Origin of the sequence: Flavobacterium phragmitis (assembly GCF_900112575.1) — a bacterium.
Lineage (GTDB): Bacteria > Bacteroidota > Bacteroidia > Flavobacteriales > Flavobacteriaceae > Flavobacterium > Flavobacterium phragmitis.
In genome coordinates, this window is the sequence record NZ_FOMH01000010.1 from 233,199 (window position 1) to 251,487 (window position 18,289).

The window sequence follows — 18,289 nt, forward strand, 5'->3', positions numbered from 1 at the left end:
CAAACAATAAACCACAAACAATAAACTATTAATAACCAAAACCATGACAAAAGAACGTTTAACCTCACTGGATGTATTTAGAGGATTTACTATTTTTCTAATGACGATAGTTAACAATCCCGGAAGCTGGTCTTCTATCTATCCGCCGTTAGAACATGCCGAATGGCACGGCTGTACCCCAACCGATTTAGTTTTCCCTTTTTTCGTTTTTATCATGGGAGTAGCAATCCCTTTTGCCATGCCGGTTAAACATCTTGATGGTGCGGTTTTTAATAAAATTCTAGTTCGATCACTGCGCATTTTCTGTTTAGGATTTTCCTTAGCTTTTTTCGGGAGAATACATTTATTTGGTCTGGAAGGATTTCCGCTTTTAGTAATAAGACTCTTTATTTTCTTCGGAATCGCTTATGCACTTTTGGGAAATTTTAGTTTGAAAGTCAAAACCTATCTTGTTTTCGGAATCTTAGCAGTATTACTATTTTTAGCCTACAGTGGTTTAGAACATTTTGAAGACACTAGAATTCCAGGAGTTTTACAGCGAATTGGAATCGTTTATTTTTTTACATCTCTTTTGTATTTAAAAACAAATTTAAAAACACAAATCATAACTGCATTTTCAATTCTGGTTGGATATTATTTGTTGATGGCTTTTGTTCCTGTTCCGGGAATTGGGGAAGCTAATTTTGAAAAAGGTACTAATCTGGCGGCATGGTTAGATAATTTACTTTTAAATGGACACCTTTGGAGCGTTTCTAAAACCTGGGATCCAGAAGGAATTTTAAGTACTTTACCAGCTATAGCAACCGGAATTACCGGAATGTTTATCGGGCAAATTTTAAATTTATCTGTTTCCAAAATCGAAATTGTAAAAAAACTGGCAATCGCTGGAATCGTGCTATTAATCTTAGGATTACTTTGGAATATTATTTTCCCAATCAACAAATCACTTTGGACCAGTTCTTATGTTTTATATACAGGCGGCATTGCTACTTTATGTTTGACGTTTCTGTACTACGTTATTGATGTTGCGAATTATAAAAAATGGGCCAAATTGTTTTTAATCTGGGGTGTAAACCCTATGATTGTCTTCTATTTTTCTGGAATAATTCCGAGGGTAATGAGTTCTATCAAAATGCAGAATCCAGAAATTGGAGGTGAAGAAATTGGTTTTCAAGCTTACCTATACCAATACGGAATTGTTCCTCATTTTGAAAATCCATTAAACGCATCATTGGCTTATGCACTGGCTTATGCCCTTTTCTGGTCAATTATCTTATGGATTTTGTATAAAAGAAAACTAATATTCAAAGTTTAGTATTTCAAAAAGAATGGTATTATTATTGCGAAATTTAAATTTCCTTTAATCATCTAAAAAAACTATTTTTGGTTTTTGTTAAAAAACATTGAAATGCATAAAAATCAGTATCTAATATTCTCTTTTCTACTTCTATTTTTCGTTTCGACGATTGCCGCACAGGAAAATACAATGCATCCTAAAAACGAATTCAGAGGTGTTTGGATTGCCACCGTCGTTAATATAGACTGGCCCAAAACAAGTCTAGATAATGTAGAAAAAGAAAAAGCGGATTATCTTGAGATTTTAGAAGCATATAAAAAATTAAATTACAATGCCGTAATCGTTCAGGTTCGAAGTGTGGGCGATGCCATTTATCCTTCTGAATTTGCGCCTTGGTCTCGTTTTTTAACTGGAAAAGAAGGTTTGGCTCCAAATCCATATTATGATGCATTAGCATGGATGATTGAACAGGCACATAATCGCGGATTTGAATTTCATGCTTGGCTGAATCCATATCGTGCGACTTTTGATTTAAATAAAAATCTTTTAAGCCCTGGACACGATCTTTTTAAACATCCGGAATGGATGATCGAATACGGCGGAAAATATTATTATGATCCTGCTTTACCAGAAGTTCAGGCACATTTAACGAAAGTAGTCAAAGAAGTTGTGGACAAATATGACATTGATGCCATTCATTTTGATGATTATTTTTATCCGTATGCTGTTCCTGGAAAAGTATTTAACGACAACGCTTCCTACCAAAAATATGGTGCAGGTTTAAGCCGTTCCGATTGGCGTCGTGCGAATGTGAGCAACTTTGTACACACCATTTCAACAACCATAAAAGCCAGTAAACCTTGGGTGCAGTTCGGAATTAGTCCGTTTGGAGTTTGGCGAAATAAATCTCAAGATCCACGAGGTTCTGAAACACAGTCAACTTCAAATTACGACGATTTATATGCTGATCCAATGCTTTGGATGGATCAAAAATGGATTGATTATATTCTGCCTCAATTGTATTGGAGTATGAATAACACAAGAGCTTCTTATTCCAAATTGGTAAAATGGTGGTCTGAGAATGCAAATAATACAGCCATTTATATTGGTCATGCTTCTTATAAAATTAGAGGCGACTCAGATAAAAGCTGGAATTTTATGACTGAAATACCAACGCAGATTGATTTTCTAAGAACCTTTAAAAATGTTTCCGGAAGTGCTTATTTCAGCTCAAAATGGTTCATGGGGAAAAACTTTGATGTAGTTCGTCATTTAGAAGAAAACCAATACAAATACCCTGCTCTTCCTGCAGCTGTTCCAAATTTAAGACATGTTATAATTGATACGCCGAGAGTAATTGAATACAACAAGGATAGCATTCGTTATAACTTCACTTTCAAAAGTCCGCTAAATACCAAAGTACGTTATATGGTAGTTTATGGAGGTGAACATACTTCGAAAATCGATATTAATGATGCCACTAAAATTGTAGAAAAAGTAACCGTAAAAGAAGTTGATGGAAAAATTACTTTTTCAATTGCTGGAGGAAAACTAAACCTATATAAAGCCTGCGCTGTAACTTTTATTGATTATTATGCCAACGAAAGTACGCCAACTGCCATAGATCTAAAAAAACCATTTAAAAACTATACACCTGCTCAACCAAATGAAAATAGATAATAAACCTTGGTTCTGGATTCCGCTTCTAAACTTTGCATCTGGATTGCCTTATGCCATAATTATTTCCGTTTCGGTAATTATGTACAAAAATCTAGGAATTTCAAATGAAGACATTGGAGTCTACACCAGTTTATTATATCTTCCTTGGGTAGTAAAACCGCTTTGGAGTCCGCTTATTGAATTGATCGGAACCAAAAGAAAATGGTTTTTATTGATGCAGTTAATAATTTCTATTTCCTTTTTGCTGGTCGGATTTGTAATTCCAACAAATGGATTTTTCATCATGTCTTTAGCCATATTTTGGGTTGCCGCTTTCGCTTCGGCATCTAACGATATTGCTACTGACGGCTTTTATTTATTGGTTTTGCCAGAAGACAAACAATCTTTTTTTATCGGGATTAGAAGTACATTCTACAGACTTTCCATGCTTGCCGGAAACGGATTAGTAGTCCTTTTTGCCGGATTTTTGGAACATAAATACGGCGACAATACAAAAGCTTGGTCATACACTATGATTTGTGTTGGTTTATTAATGACGTTTATTACTGCTTACAATTTCATTTTTACACCAAAAAATGAAATCAATGTTGTAGAAAATAACAAAGAAACAGCTCATCAAAACTTCGGAACCATATTCATCAGTTTCTTCAAGAAAAAACAAATTGGATTAATTCTGGCTTTTGTTCTGGTTTTCAGATTAGGAGAATCACAATTGCTTAAAATGTTAAGTCCTTTTTTATTGGATGGAAAAGAACTTGGTGGAATGGGATTAGATACAGAAGCTGTTGGAATTATTTATGGAACTTTTGGAGTTGCTGCATTAACTTTAGGCGGCATTTTGGGAGGAATTGCTATTTCCAGACATGGTCTTACCAAATGGATGTTTCCAATGTTTTTAGCCATGCATTTACCCATTATTGGTTTTATTTTATTAGCATTTTTTCACCCAACATCAATTTATTACATTTATGCCGTCGTGATTTTAGAACAATTTGGTTACGGTTTTGGTTTTACAGCGTTTATGATGTATTTGATTCATGTTGCCGAGGGAGAATCCAAAACAGCACATTATGCATTGGCAACTGGTTTTATGGCATTAGGAATGATGCTTCCAGGAATGTTGAGCGGTTATATTCAGAAATTTTTAGGTTATCAAAACTTCTTCATTTGGGTTTTGATTGCTACAATTCCAGGTCTTATTTTATCACGTTTTTTAGTTTTCCCGAAAGATTTTGGGAAAAAGTCATAAGAAGTTTAAATCCCAAATCAAACTCTTACATATGGAAATCAATGAAAATTTGCAGGCCGAACGAAATCTGAAAGGAACGGAGTTCGAGAAAAATGGAAATCTAGAAAAAGCAATTGAGTTGTATGAAGAAAATGTCGCAGAAAGCTTTAAAGGAAATCATCCGTACGACCGACTGGCAACAATCTACAAAAACCAAAACGATCTTGACAACGAAATTAGGGTTTTAGAAAAAGCCATCTTGGTTTACGAAGAAATCACAATTGAAGACCGTTTAGAAGGATTGCCAAAACTTTTCAGATTCAAAAACCGATTGGAAAAAGCCATTGAAACCCAAAAACAATTGGCCAAACAAAAGAAAGCAAAATTGAAATAGTTTTTAAACACATAGAAACATAGATTTATTTTATTTAAAAGAGGAGAAAAAGAGAAACTAGTTTCTCCAAACATAGCTATGTCTTTAATTGCTCTAAAACTATTTCTATTTTTCAAAAATTAAAACAAAAACAGAAAAGCTATAGAATCATGATTCACATAAAACGAACCAACTCAGACGATATTGATTTTATAAATCTGGTGCGTTTATTAGATAAAGATCTAGCCATTAGAGATGGTGACGATCACGCTTTTTACAATCAGTTCAATAAAACAGATAAAATAAAACATACCATTGTTTATTACGAAAATGATGTTCCTGTTGGATGTGGCGCTTTTCGCGAAAAAGAAAGCGACAAAACTGAAATCAAAAGAATGTTTGTTCATCCCGATTATCGAAAAAAAGGAATCGCTTCTGCCGTTCTAAAAGAGTTAGAAATCTGGGCAAAAGAAGTGGGTTATACTTATACTGTTTTGGAAACTGGCAAAAATCAGCCAGAAGCCATCAACTTATATCAAAAATTAAATTACACCATCATTCCAAATTATCCGCCTTATGAAGAAATGGATAATAGTGTATGTATGAAAAAGACTTTATAATAATGAAAATCACAGCACAAGCATTAAGACAGAGAATTGGGCAATTCTTTTTCCCAGCCGTATTTATCAACGATACCGAAGAAAATATTCAGGAAACCGAACGACTAATTAAAGAGTACAATATTGGCGGATTAACCTTTTTCCACAGTCGGGCGAGTGCTGCAACGAACTACGAAAGCAAGAAAAAAGTTGTTTTCAACGATGACAGCTACGAAAAAATAAAAGCTTTAATTGTTCGTTATCAAAAAGCCGCTTCCATTCCACTTTTAATCAGCATTGATGCAGAATGGGGATTGGCCATGCGTATCGAAAAAACACCGCAATATCCATATGCAATCACGCTTGGCGCTTTGCCGGAAAACAAATCAAAATTAGTTTACGAAGTCGGAAAACAAATTGCTCTAGATTTAAAAGCAGCGGGAATTCAGTATAATTTATCGCCTTTGGCAGACATTAATAACAATCCGAATAATCCGGTTATTGGTTATCGTTCTTTTGGTGAAAACAAAGAAAAAGTAGCCAATTTTGCTATCGAATATTTAAAAGGAATGTCGGAAGTTGGTGTTTTAGGATGTTTGAAACACTTTCCGGGACATGGAAATACAAATGTTGATTCGCATTTGGGATTGCCTGTTTTAAAGGAAACTCTGGAAGAATTAATGGAAAACGAATTATATCCATTCATAAAAGGAATTGAAAACAATGTCGATTCCATTATGATTGGACATTTATCAGTTCCAAGTTTGAATGATGGAAAAGATACTTCGGCAACCTTATCAAAAGCAATCATTCAGGATCTTTTGCGTGATAAATTAGGTTATGATGGTTTAGTAATTTCTGATGCTTTGAATATGCACAGCGTTTCTAAATTGTACGAAACCAAAGGACAATTAGAATGGGAAGCTTTTAATGCAGGAAACGATGTTTTATGTTTTGCCGAAAATGTTCCAGAAGGAATTGAAGCCATCTATAAAAATGCTTCGCCAGACCGTATTTTCGAAAGCTATGACCGAATCATGAAAGCCAAAGAAAAAGCTGGAGTTCTTTCTGGAAATATTGTTACTTTGGGAGAATTAGATTTCGAAAAAACATCAAAGTTAAATCTGGAAATTGCTCAAAATGCTATTACAACCATTATCGATAATTCAAGTTCAGAGTTGGCTTTTGAAGCTCAGAAAAACAACAAATTAGCCAAACTTAGCTTATATAAAAATACAGAAAATACATTCTTCAAAACTATAAATACCAAACTAAATTCTCCAGAATTTGCTTTTGAAAATCTAGAAGTTTCGGATATTTCATCCATCAAAAAAGAATTAGAAAATTTCGAAACTATTTTGATTTCATTGTTTGTTCCAAAAGCAAAACCGCTTAATAATTTTGAAATTGACAATGAAGTTTTAGACTTACTATCAGATTTACTTCAAAACAAAAAATGCATTGTTTTTGTTTTCGGAAATCCGTACGCATTGCCTTTAATTCCTAACCTGAAAAAAGCTTTAGGATTAATTGAAGCATATCAAGATTTTGAAGAATTTCAAAAAACTGCAGGAATTCAATTTTTAGCAAAAAATAGTTCAAACGGCATTTTACCCGTAAATATTGAAATTCAATAAGTTAAAACGTTAAATAGTCAAAATTTATCAACTTATAAATATTAATAATCACATCTTATTGTAAAAATCTGCACTTGTACCCTACTTTTGCACCAGAAATAAATATTTAACGTAAAACGAAAATTATGTCTTTAGTAGGAAAAAAATTCCCAAGTATTGCAGTAGATGCTATCTCAGAAATGGGTGACAATTTAAAAATCAACATTTTTGAAGAAGCAGTAAACAACAATAAAAAAGTACTTTTATTTTGGTACCCAAAAGATTTTACTTTTGTATGTCCAACAGAATTACACGCCTTTCAAGCTGCATTACCAGAATTTGAGAAAAGAAATACTATCGTAATTGGTGCTTCTTGTGATACAAACGAAGTTCACTTTGCTTGGTTAAATACTCCAAAAAACAATGGTGGAATCGAAGGTGTTACTTACCCAATTTTGGCTGATACAAACCGTAACTTAGCTAACATTTTAGGTATTCTTGATATCGAATCTACAAGCTACAGTGAAGATACTGATTCAGTTATCATCGAAGGTTCAAACGTAACTTACAGAGCTACTTACTTAATCGACGAAACTGGAAAAATCTTCCACGAAAGCGTAAACGATATGCCATTAGGACGTAACGTAAACGAATACTTAAGAATGGTTGACGCTTACACTCACATTCAAACTAAAGGTGAAGTTTGTCCTGCAAACTGGGAAGCTGGTAAAGAAGCTATGTCTGCTGACAGAATCAGTACTGCTGAATACTTAAGCGCTAATTAAGCTGCTAAGATACTAAGGTTCTAAGTTGCTAAGTTTTTAAACTTAACTTTTGAATCTTAAATACAATTCTACAATAAAAGTCAAGAGATTCTAAGGTCAAACTTAGATCTTAGAATCTCAATGACTTTAAAAAAATCAAAATAAATCCACACAAAGTTATTCGGTTCGAGAGCAAACTTAGCGTCTTAGAACCTTAGCAACTTAGTGTCTAAAAAATAAACTTATGTTAATCGACTTAAACGAAGATACGTTAGCAGATTTAGTTGCTAAAAACGAAAAAGTAGTAGTGCAATATTCAGCTTCATGGTGTGGAAATTGCCGTATTATGAAACCAAAATTCAAAAAACTAGCAACAGAAAATGAAGCTATCACTTTTGTTTTGGTTGATGCAGAAAATTCTCCGGAATCAAGAAAACTAGCTAATGTGAGCAATTTACCAACATTTGCTACTTTCGTAAACGGACAATTAGTTGGTGAAACGCAAACCAACAAACAAGAAGTTTTAATTGACTTAGTAAACGCAATTGCTTAATTCATCTTTTAAAACTCCACAATATGAAATTACCAGTAATTAAGCATTTAACACAATTCATCGAAGAAAACGATCAGGATTATATCATTGAAACGATCGAAGTTCTAGAAGCGATGACCGAAATTCCTTCTCTTAAAGACGAAGAGTTAGACGTAATCGGTGAATTGATCTCCAATATGTACGGCGCCCTTGAAGTACAGAAATTAGTTGCTCAGGGAACCGACAAAAAAGAAGCTTTAAACACATTCATGAAACGTGTATTAGGCTCAATCGATAAATAAGTCGACCTCCTTCCCAAGAATAAAAACAAAAAACAAGGCTGAGAAAGCGTTTCTATTTTAGAGACGCTTTTTTTTTAGTTTACGGTGGTCAGTTTTTAGTATTCAGTGGCAGTCGCAGTTTTCAGTTTCTTTTTAAATAATCTTTGTCAGGTTGAGCGGAGTCGAAGCCCACGCAAAGTAATTCTACAAAGATTAACTATTTACATTGTGTAGCTACGTACTCGGGCTTCGACTCCGCTCAGCCTGACAACAGCAATAAATCTAAAATTATTAGATAAATTCATGAATTCGAGGCTACCCAAAAACCATCCTTAATCTCTCCTTAAACCCTTAACAAATACTTTTAGATTCAAATATTAATCCTTACTTTTGAACCTCATTAATTTTAAACAAAAATCATGGCATCTATCACATTAGGAGGAAATCCAGTTCATACATCAGGTGAATTACCAGCAGTTGGAACACAATTAGCTGACTTTGCTTTAGTTCAAAACGATTTATCAGTTGCTTCTTTAAGTACTTTCGCTGGTAAAAAATTAGTTTTAAATATCTTCCCAAGTGTTGATACAGGAACCTGCGCAACATCTGTTAGAACTTTCAATGCAAGTGCAAGCGGATTAGAAAATACTGTTGTTTTATGTATTTCAAGAGATTTACCATTCGCTCAAAAACGTTTCTGTGGTGCTGAAGGTTTGGAAAATGTAGTAAACTTATCCGATTTTCAAGAAGGCGCTTTTGGTAAAGCAAACGGATTAGAAATCGTTGACGGACCATTAAAAGGTTTACACTCAAGAGCAATCATTGTTGTTGATGCCGATGGAAAAATCGTTCACACAGAACAAGTTGCTGAAATTGCAAACGAACCAAATTACGAAGCGGCTTTAGCAGCACTATAATATTTTCCCTTAAATGGAGTTTCAAAAAGACAATACTTTTGTTACAGGTCGTTTAAAAAGCATGACTTATGCTTTTAAAGGGGCTGTAAAATTGATTAAAACAGAACACAGCATCATGGTGCAATTCTCTTTAGGGATTATCGTGACCATCGCTGGTTTCTATTTTCACATTTCACAAACCGAATGGCTATGTCAAACCTTAGCCATTGGTTTAGTTTTAGCTGTAGAAGGATTAAACACAGCAGTTGAAAAAATTGCCGATTTTATCCATCCTGATTACAGCAAACGAATCGGTTTTATTAAAGATATTGCTGCCGGAGCGGTATTTTTTGCCGCAATGACTGCAATTGCAATAGGCTTGATTATTTATATTCCAAAATTTATTTAGGCAAAGGAAAACGCAAGAATGGCAAAAAATAAAAAAGAAACTGTAGATAAAAAAAACGACAAACAACAAGGCACTAAAAGATCCTGGAAGATGACCAAACCACAGAAATTTGTTTTGGGCTGTCTTTTGGTTCTTTTCTCTATTGCGCTATTAGTTGCATTTATTTCTTTTTATGTAAACGGACAATGGCAAAATGACCAAAGTGTCGTAAATCAGCTTGGTGACCGTACAGAAGTCGCAGAAAACTGGCTTGGGAAATTCGGAGCCTATTTGGCCGATTTAATTATCTATCGAGGTTTCGGACTTGCTTCATTCATTTTTGTGCGTTTATTTTTTCTTACAGGAATGTTTTTAGCTTTAGAGCTTTCGACTCAAAAGCTAAAAAACACTTGGTTCTGGGATATTTTTGCCATCATTATCGTTTCTATTCTGTTCGGCTTTTTCGCCACTTCAGCACCAGAATTAGGAGGTACAATTGGTTATGAATTAAATTTATTCCTTCAAGATTATATTGGAAAAACAGGTACTTTACTTACACTACTTTTTGGATTAATTGTATATCTAATTTTCAAAATCAAATTATCTCCAGAAAAAATCCAATCGTATTTTGATTCTACAAAAAAAGAGTTCAAATCAGAATTAGACACTTTAAAACCAGCTGTAAATCAACCTGAAAGTGCTTATAATTTAGAAGAGTTTTCGATTAAAGAGGAAGAAGAAAATGATCCTGAAATTGATAATATTCACATCAAAACAGTAGATTCTCAATTCGAGCTTAACAAAGAAGCTTTAAAGCCGACTATTTCTCACGCTTCAGAAATAGAGCTAAATCCTGTTTTAAAGCCAATTACCCCAAAACAAGAACTGCCATTAGTTTCTCCAGATGAAGCTTTTGTGATTGAAAAATCAGAAGAAGAAGATATTATCGAAGAAAACTTAGCTTCACGCCTTGTTGCAGATTTTGGGTTATTTGACCCCACTTTAGATTTATCTAATTATAAATTCCCAACCATCGATTTATTAAAAGAATATTCGACTGGCGGTATCACCATTAATCAAGAGGAATTAGAAGAAAACAAAAACAGGATTGTAGATACACTTCGAAACTACAAAATCGAAATTGCACAGATTAAAGCAACCGTTGGACCATCGGTTACTTTGTATGAAATTGTTCCAGAAGCTGGAATCAGAATTTCAAAAATCAAGAGTTTAGAAGACGACATTGCTTTATCATTATCAGCACTAGGAATTCGTATTATTGCGCCAATTCCAGGAAAAGGCACTATCGGTATCGAGGTTCCGAACAAAAACCCAACTATGGTTTCTATGAAAAGTGTTATTGGAGCCGCTAAATTCCAAGAAGCCGAAATGGAACTTCCAATTGCTTTAGGAAAAACCATTTCAAACGAAACTTTTGTAGTCGATTTGGCCAAAATGCCTCACTTATTGATGGCTGGAGCAACTGGACAAGGAAAATCGGTTGGATTGAATGCTGTTTTAACTTCATTGTTATACAAAAAACATCCTGCAGAAGTAAAATTCGTTTTAGTCGATCCGAAAAAAGTAGAACTTACACTTTTTAATAAAATCGAAAGACATTATCTGGCCAAACTTCCTGATACGGAAGATGCCATTATCACAGATAATGCAAAAGTGGTTAATACATTAAATTCGCTTTGTACTGAAATGGACAATCGTTACTCTTTATTAAAAGACGCGATGGTTCGTAACATCAAAGAATACAACGAAAAATTCAAATCAAGAAAACTAAATCCGGAAGCAGGACACCGATTTTTACCTTACATCGTTCTGGTTGTCGATGAGTTCGCCGATTTAATTATGACAGCTGGAAAAGAAGTCGAAGTTCCAATTGCTCGTCTGGCTCAATTGGCACGTGCCATTGGTATCCACTTGATCATTGCTACCCAAAGACCTTCGGTTAATGTTATTACAGGATTGATTAAAGCCAATTTCCCTGCGAGAATCGCCTTTAGAGTAACTTCTAAAATTGACTCTAGAACCATTTTGGACACACAAGGAGCTGATCAGTTAATTGGGCGCGGAGATTTACTTTATACAAACGGAAATGACGTAATACGTGTTCAGTGTGCCTTTATTGACACACCAGAAGTAGAAAAAATCACAGATTTTATTGGTTCACAAAAAGCATACTCTACAGCTTATTTACTTCCAGAGTTTGTTGGGGAAGAAAGTGGCATTAATCTTGATATAGATATTTCCGAAAGAGATACCTTATTTAGAGAAGCCGCGGAGATTATTGTCAATGCACAACAAGGTTCTGCTTCACTACTGCAAAGAAAATTAAAACTAGGTTATAACAGAGCTGGCCGTTTAATTGATCAACTGGAAGCGGCTGGAATTGTTGGCCCTTTTGAAGGCAGTAAAGCAAGAACTGTAAACATTTTAGACTTAAGTGCTCTTGATCAATTTTTTAATAATGAACAAAATTAATCCAATCATGAAAGTAAAAATTCAAGAAATCAACAACAATTCTATCACAAACATGACTAAAAAGTGTTTTCAATTTGCAGTTGTGCTGCTTTTGAGCTTCACTTCTATTCAAGCCCAAGATAAAAAAGCCAAAGATTTATTGAACGAAGTAACTTCAAAAATCAAAAGTTATGACAATATTGTTATTGACTTTAAATATTCTTTGAACAATGCTAAAGAAAACATTAATCAAGACAGTAAAGGAAATGTTACCATGAAAGGCAATCAATACGTTTTGAATTTCATGGGGGTTACTAAAATTTTTGACGGTCAAAAAACTTACACTATTGTTCCTGAAGACGAAGAAGTTACTATTTCTAAAGTAAACGAAAAAGACGATAATGCTATTACGCCTTCTAAGATGCTTACTTTCTTTAATTCTGGTTACAAATACACGATGGATATTGTACAAAACGTAAAGGGAAGAAAAATTCAATACATCAAATTAGTTCCTACAAGTGGAAAAGACCAAAGAAAAGAAATTCTTTTAGGTGTTGACGTTCAGACTAAACACATTTATAATTTGATTGAAACCGGAAAAAACGGAACAAAAACAACTTTAACCGTTAATTCTTTTAAAACCAATCAGCCATTATCAAAAAATCAATTTACATTTGTAGCAAGTAAATACCCAAAATACTACATTAATAAATTAGATTAATCAGAAGGTTGAAAATTCTAGACAAATACTTATTAAAAACATTCTTACTTACATTTACTACGGTATTTGTAATCTTATTTTTCATATTCATACTTCAGACAGTATGGCTATTTATATCAGAACTAGCAGGTAAAGATCTCGACTTAATATTGGTCGTGAAATTCCTGCTTTTTTCTATGCCACGAATTATACCGCTGGTACTTCCTTTATCGGTTTTATTAGCTTCTATTATGACTTTCGGAAACTTAGCCGAGAATTATGAATTTGCCGCCATGAAATCGTCTGGAATCTCACTTCAGAGAGCCATGCGGGTGCTAATCATTTTTATTTTCGTTTTAAGCATTGTTGCATTCTGGTTTGCAAACAATGTTATTCCGTATGCAGAATTTAAGTTTGTAAACTTTAGAAAAAATATCGCTCAAGCCAAACCAGCAATGGCCATAGTTGAAGGACAATTTAATGATGTTGGATTTTACAATATTAAAGTTGTAAAAAAATCTGGAGAAAACGGAAACAAACTGACAGAAGTAACCATTCACGAAAAGCCTAATAATATGGGCGAAAACAAAACTGTTATTAAATCTAAAACAGGAGAATTAATAAGCAGTGAAAAATCGAGTATTTTAAAACTCGTTTTAAATGATGGTTATTACTATCAGGATGTTACGCCTAAAAAATATGAAGATCGCGCCAAATTGCCTTTTGTTAAGGGAAAATTTAAAAAGCAGATTATCAATATTGATTTATCCGAACTAAACAAAGTAGATGACAGTAAAGAAAGTATTGCTGGTACAAATGCAATGTTGAATGTTAACGAACTGCGTTATACATTAGATTCATTAAACAAAAACATTGATAATGAAATTGTTTCTTTTTCAGAAAACATCAATCAGCGTGTTGGAATTAGAAAATATCCTTCGCCTCCTGGAGCAAAACCAAAGAAAAAACAACTGCCTAATAATCTGATGTCAATGTATTCCAACAAAGACAAAGTAGATATTTTAAAAATGGCAGGAAGTAATGTCACTAGTAACATTTACTCAATTGAAACTACTCAAAGAGATTTAAAAGACAAACAACGTGAAATCAATAAACACTTAAGTGCTTTATATGAAAAGTTTGTTATTGCATTTGCCTGCTTTTTAATGTTCTTTATTGGAGCACCTCTTGGCGCAATTATTAGAAAAGGGGGACTTGGACTTCCAATTGTATTTGCCGTATTAATTTTTATTACTTTTCACTTTATTAATACATTCGGAAAAAGACTATCTCAAGAAGGCGGTATGACTCCATTTATGGGATCATGGATGTCATCATTCATCTTACTGCCACTGGCAGTTCTTTTAACTTATCGTGCAACAAACGACAACGGATTAATCAATTTTGATGCGATTACAACTCCGATTTCACAACTATTTCAAAAAATTTCCGAGCGGTTTTTACCAGCTCAAAAGCAACAATAATTATGTCAACAACAAAAATACAACTGAATACCATTGAGGAAGCTATAGAAGATATCCGTCAAGGTAAAGTAATCATTGTAGTCGATGATGAGGATCGCGAAAACGAAGGTGACTTTTTAGCTGCAGCTGAAAAAATCACTCCAGAAATGATCAACTTTATGGCTACGCACGGACGCGGTTTAATTTGCACGCCACTTACCGAAAGTCGTTGTAAAGAACTAGACCTTCGTGCAATGGTTACCAATAATACAGATCATATGGAAACTGCTTTTACAGTTTCTGTTGATTTAAAAGGAAACGGAGTAACAACTGGAATCTCTGCTGCAGATCGTTCTAAAACAGTTGAAGCTTTAGTTGACCCAAACACAAAACCACATGATTTAGCACGTCCAGGACATATTTTCCCTCTAATTGCAAAACAAGGCGGTGTTTTAAGAAGAACAGGCCACACTGAAGCCGCTATAGACTTTGCACGTTTGGCAGGTTTTAAACCAGCAGGTGTTATCTGCGAAATCCTTAACGAAGACGGAACAATGTCTCGCTTACCTGAATTGATAAAAGTGGCTAAAAAATTCGATTTGAAATTAGTTTCGATCGAAGATTTAGTTGCCTACAGAATGCAGCACGACAGTTTAATTGTTAAAAAAGAAGATTTTGATATCGAAACTCGTTTTGGGACTTTCAGATTAAGAGCTTACGAACAAACAACAAACAAACAAATTCATATTGCTTTAACCAAAGGAACCTGGAATCTTGGTGAACCAATTTTGACCAGAATCCACTCTTCTCAAGTTAATAACGACCTATTAGGAACTTTAACTAATAATGCAGAACAGCAGTTAGACGATATGTTTAAAGTAATCAATGAAAATGGAAAAGGCGCTGTTATCTTCATTAATCAGGATATGACAACAGTTAACCTTTTAAATCGAATTTCAGAGCTTAAAACACTTCAATCGCAAGGAACTTTAAAAGCTCCTAAAGTAATTATCGACAGCAAAGATTACGGAATTGGAGCTCAAATTCTTCACGACATTGATATTTCTAAAATTAGATTGGTTTCGAATACAGAACAAACAAAACGTGTTGGTATGATTGGTTATGGACTTGAAATTACAGAATACGTTAATTATTAATATGGGAACCGTAGAAGAAAGAATTTTAAAATCGGAAACCAGAATTTTTAAAGCTGTTTTCCCAAGTACGACCAATCATTATGATACTTTATTTGGAGGAACTGCACTTCATTTAATGGATGAAGTAGCGTTTATCTGCGCTACACGATTCAGCCGAAAAAAAGTAGTTACAATTTCAACAGGGCAAATTGACTTTAAAAAAGCAATCCCAGCTGGAACTTTAATCGAATTGGTAGCAAAAGTTGACAGCGTTGGAAGAACAAGCTGTAAAATTCATGTCGATATTTTTATGGAGCAAATGTATTCGGAGCTTCGCGAAACGGTAGTTTCAGGAACTTTTTCGTTTGTTGCAGTTGATGAAAACAAAAAACCAACTCCTATTTTGGATGATTTGGAATAATTTTAAAAAAAAGGTCCATTTCGGAAATACTGATAATTAGACACTTGAAAATTATTTTAAAAAATCTTCAAAAAAAGTCTGAAAAAAGTTTTGAGAACCGAAAAACCGTCTTATATTTGCACCCGCAATCAGGCAATGAGAGCGACATACTGGAGAAATGGCAGAGCGGTCGAATGCGGCAGTCTTGAAAACTGTTGACTGTAACAGGTCCGGGGGTTCGAATCCCTCTTTCTCCGCTGAAGGCTTTAAAACGAAAGGATAGCAGACTTTTCAAAGTTTACAAAAAAGGCTAAAATTCACGGAAAACCCTGCAGATCTTGAGATCAGCAGGGTTTTGTCTTTTAAGTGCATTTTCAATATTTTCAAAACCGCACAGAAGTTTCGTGTCAGAATCGTGGCACGGGTTTCCAAAGTGGCGGTTGTGCCACAAAATATCTCGCCATCCCTTATAGACAAAGTGGAAACACAGTGTTGTTCGTTTCATTCCATGCAATTCCATTACTATAACCTCTGATATAGCTATACCTATGGGCCGCACTTTTTATGGTGTACAGATAAAGATACTGGCTGCCGGAACCATTATTCCACAATTCAAAATTTTCCACTGAAGCCAGATCAAAGAGATCTAAAGCATTGTAAAGCATAGTCCACTCATACACCGCCCTTGTTGGGTCAGATTGCCAGTCTGTTAACTGTAAAAAAGCTCGATAGTCAGCACTGGCTGTCTGCATTGGAATCAACTGCCAATACTGATCCATTGTATATTCGGCTGTTTTTGCGGTATTTTTAGAAATCTCACTATGGATCTGCCTTTCCTTTGAAGCATTCCCCACTGCAAGATATCTGGAATTCTCAGGCTTCTCATCGAGATGTTTCACGATTTTTTTAATCTGTGCAGAACTTAAAGTGCTTTTGTCCTGCACTTTCATAAGACTAATAGCTTCTGCTTCAGCCGAAGGCTGAGGGTTTTCAGAATCATCTCCACATGAAAAGAGCATTCCCAAAGCGAAAACAAAAATAATTTTCTTCATAATTTTTTAATAACTAAAAGGTTACTTTTAAATTACACCATGTAATTTAAAAATAGGAGTGAAAAATATAGGAAATGGGTGGAAAGATTTTTGTTAAAAAACAAGTTATTTGTAAGTTTTATATGTAGTCTTTTAATTACGAGACAATTAACAACTTAATTATTTTTTAGATTCTTAACTTAAAAAAGAGAATCAGCCGGCCAAAAAGATATTTTGATACAGGCTTTCGTTTTATAGACTTGTTAATTTAGCACTGAATAGCACACAAATATCTATATATCTCAGATATTAACTGGCAGTGGATAGCTTATTGCGAATGGATATTTTATATTTTTATTGGCAGAACAAAGGGCTGTTTCCATAATCTTCTTATTTTTAATAATTACATTATTAAATTATTCAAAGAATAGGAGGATTGCTGTTCTTATTAAAAACAATTTGTTAATTTGCTATTTTACTGAAGCAAAAAACTGATTTAGTTCTAACTACTTTGGGCTAACGTTTATTTCAAAATTAAACCTAATTTTAAGGACATTTGTTCTTAGTTTTGCTGCATAGTGATGACTCTGTAATTAAAAATAATGATAATGAATTATAAAAATAGAATAAAATACTATAGCTTCTCCCCTTCCTTCTGTATGAGCTAAATCGGAATATTTTGGCAATATGTAAAAATAGACAGTATTAAAACTGCCTATTTCTCCAAAAAAGTATTCTAAAATTAATTAAAAATAATTGCATGATCTTTTTCTACTCTTAACATAGAATTAGATTTTTTTGCGGTAAAATTCTTTGCTTCAAAACGGCTCACATTTCCTTTATACTGCAGTATAAAACTCACATCGTTTTGAGTAGAACTTAATACTCCGTCTTTGTAATAACTCGCAGTACCTTTTCCCGTAAAACTGACTTTATAATTGTCTCCGTTGTCACTAACTTTAAAAGTACCACTGGTTGGTTTTATGCTGACACCATTCGCTACCGACATGCCACCTTTTTCTGCATTGATGTTTTTTCCTAATAATGATTGCCCCCATTTTGTAAAAGTATAAGCCGTTGCTTCAGAATATCCTCCAAAACTGTAATCGCCTTTGGCTAAATTATTCTTTAATGAAGAAAACAATTCGAAGTACACTACTGCTCCATCTTCCTTATCCGAAATGGATTTTGATCGTAAAGAAAAATCTATGTTATAAGCATTTCCCCTTACACCGTAATTTTCAAGATAACCCTGCGATAATTCTACCGTTTGGCTTCCAATTTTCAGATAACCTTTGTTTGCATTCAGATCCTGATCACTTTCATTATCATGAGAACAAGATGACAATAAAGTAATGAAAACCAGCATTATTAATTTGATACTACTATTCATATCTATGATGATTTATTTTTTATACTGATGAATTTGTGTT

General features: G+C 34.0%; 18 protein-coding genes and 1 tRNA gene. 17 read left to right on the top strand and 2 right to left on the bottom strand.

What is annotated here, in order from left to right; all coding sequences use genetic code 11:
- Window positions 1-43: 43 nt before the first annotated feature.
- From BM289_RS18245 to BM289_RS18325, 17 genes are all read left to right on the top strand, one after another.
- Window positions 44-1,315 (top strand): acyltransferase family protein, encoded by a 1,272-nt coding sequence (locus BM289_RS18245; RefSeq protein ID WP_091496216.1) that lies wholly within the window; start codon window positions 44-46, stop codon window positions 1,313-1,315.
- Window positions 1,316-1,408: 93 nt separating this feature from the next.
- A complete protein-coding gene (locus BM289_RS18250) occupies window positions 1,409-2,977 on the top strand; it encodes a glycoside hydrolase family 10-like protein (protein WP_091496218.1) in 1,569 nt (522 codons plus the stop codon).
- Window positions 2,964-4,226: an MFS transporter gene (locus tag BM289_RS18255; RefSeq protein ID WP_091496220.1), complete on the top strand. Its 1,263-nt coding sequence runs from the start codon at window positions 2,964-2,966 to the stop codon at window positions 4,224-4,226. The genes BM289_RS18250 and BM289_RS18255 overlap by 14 nt, the downstream gene beginning before the upstream one ends.
- Window positions 4,227-4,257: 31 nt before the next feature.
- Window positions 4,258-4,599 (top strand): tetratricopeptide repeat protein, encoded by a 342-nt coding sequence (locus tag BM289_RS18260; RefSeq protein WP_091496222.1) that lies wholly within the window; start codon window positions 4,258-4,260, stop codon window positions 4,597-4,599.
- Between the two features lie 149 nt (window positions 4,600-4,748).
- Window positions 4,749-5,198, top strand: coding sequence for a GNAT family N-acetyltransferase (locus tag BM289_RS18265; protein ID WP_091496224.1), 450 nt, complete (start codon window positions 4,749-4,751; stop codon window positions 5,196-5,198).
- Window positions 5,199-5,200: 2 nt separating this feature from the next.
- Window positions 5,201-6,814 carry a glycoside hydrolase family 3 protein gene (locus BM289_RS18270; protein ID WP_091496226.1) on the top strand — a complete coding sequence of 538 codons (1,614 nt, stop codon included), beginning with the start codon at window positions 5,201-5,203 and terminating at the stop codon, window positions 6,812-6,814.
- 125 nt (window positions 6,815-6,939) lie between these two features.
- Complete coding sequence (locus BM289_RS18275) at window positions 6,940-7,578, top strand: peroxiredoxin (RefSeq protein ID WP_012024184.1); 639 nt, start codon at window positions 6,940-6,942, stop codon at window positions 7,576-7,578.
- 223 nt (window positions 7,579-7,801) lie between these two features.
- Entirely contained in the window at window positions 7,802-8,110 is a 309-nt protein-coding gene (locus BM289_RS18280) for a thioredoxin family protein (RefSeq protein ID WP_007805605.1), read from the top strand.
- 23 nt (window positions 8,111-8,133) lie between these two features.
- Window positions 8,134-8,391, top strand: coding sequence for a DUF6952 family protein (locus BM289_RS18285; protein WP_008462029.1), 258 nt, complete (start codon window positions 8,134-8,136; stop codon window positions 8,389-8,391).
- Between the two features lie 398 nt (window positions 8,392-8,789).
- Complete coding sequence (gene tpx / locus BM289_RS18290) at window positions 8,790-9,287, top strand: thiol peroxidase (RefSeq protein ID WP_091496228.1); 498 nt, start codon at window positions 8,790-8,792, stop codon at window positions 9,285-9,287.
- Window positions 9,288-9,300: 13 nt separating this feature from the next.
- A complete protein-coding gene (locus BM289_RS18295) occupies window positions 9,301-9,675 on the top strand; it encodes a diacylglycerol kinase (RefSeq protein ID WP_091496230.1) in 375 nt (124 codons plus the stop codon).
- Between the two features lie 18 nt (window positions 9,676-9,693).
- Window positions 9,694-12,147, top strand: coding sequence for an FtsK/SpoIIIE family DNA translocase (locus tag BM289_RS18300; RefSeq protein WP_091496232.1), 2,454 nt, complete (start codon window positions 9,694-9,696; stop codon window positions 12,145-12,147).
- A gap of 7 nt (window positions 12,148-12,154) precedes the next feature.
- Entirely contained in the window at window positions 12,155-12,847 is a 693-nt protein-coding gene (locus BM289_RS18305; RefSeq protein ID WP_317043580.1) for an outer membrane lipoprotein periplasmic chaperone LolA1, read from the top strand.
- An 8-nt stretch (window positions 12,848-12,855) separates the two neighbouring features.
- Entirely contained in the window at window positions 12,856-14,310 is a 1,455-nt protein-coding gene (locus tag BM289_RS18310) for an LptF/LptG family permease (RefSeq protein WP_091496236.1), read from the top strand.
- Window positions 14,311-14,312: 2 nt separating this feature from the next.
- Complete coding sequence (gene ribB, locus BM289_RS18315; RefSeq protein WP_167365457.1) at window positions 14,313-15,446, top strand: 3,4-dihydroxy-2-butanone-4-phosphate synthase; 1,134 nt, start codon at window positions 14,313-14,315, stop codon at window positions 15,444-15,446.
- 1 nt (window position 15,447) lies between these two features.
- Window positions 15,448-15,846 (top strand): acyl-CoA thioesterase, encoded by a 399-nt coding sequence (locus tag BM289_RS18320; RefSeq protein ID WP_012024176.1) that lies wholly within the window; start codon window positions 15,448-15,450, stop codon window positions 15,844-15,846.
- A 151-nt stretch (window positions 15,847-15,997) separates the two neighbouring features.
- Window positions 15,998-16,082, top strand: a tRNA-Ser gene (locus BM289_RS18325).
- A gap of 210 nt (window positions 16,083-16,292) precedes the next feature.
- On the opposite strand, the gene BM289_RS18330 is transcribed toward BM289_RS18325, so the two are convergent.
- Entirely contained in the window at window positions 16,293-16,877 is a 585-nt protein-coding gene (locus BM289_RS18330) for a hypothetical protein (RefSeq protein WP_091496240.1), read from the bottom strand.
- A 721-nt stretch (window positions 16,878-17,598) separates the two neighbouring features.
- The gene (locus tag BM289_RS18335) at window positions 17,599-18,249 is read right to left on the bottom strand and encodes a hypothetical protein (RefSeq protein WP_143102104.1); all 651 of its coding nucleotides are present in this window, start codon (window positions 18,247-18,249) and stop codon (window positions 17,599-17,601) included.
- Between the last annotated feature and the right edge of the window lie 40 nt (window positions 18,250-18,289).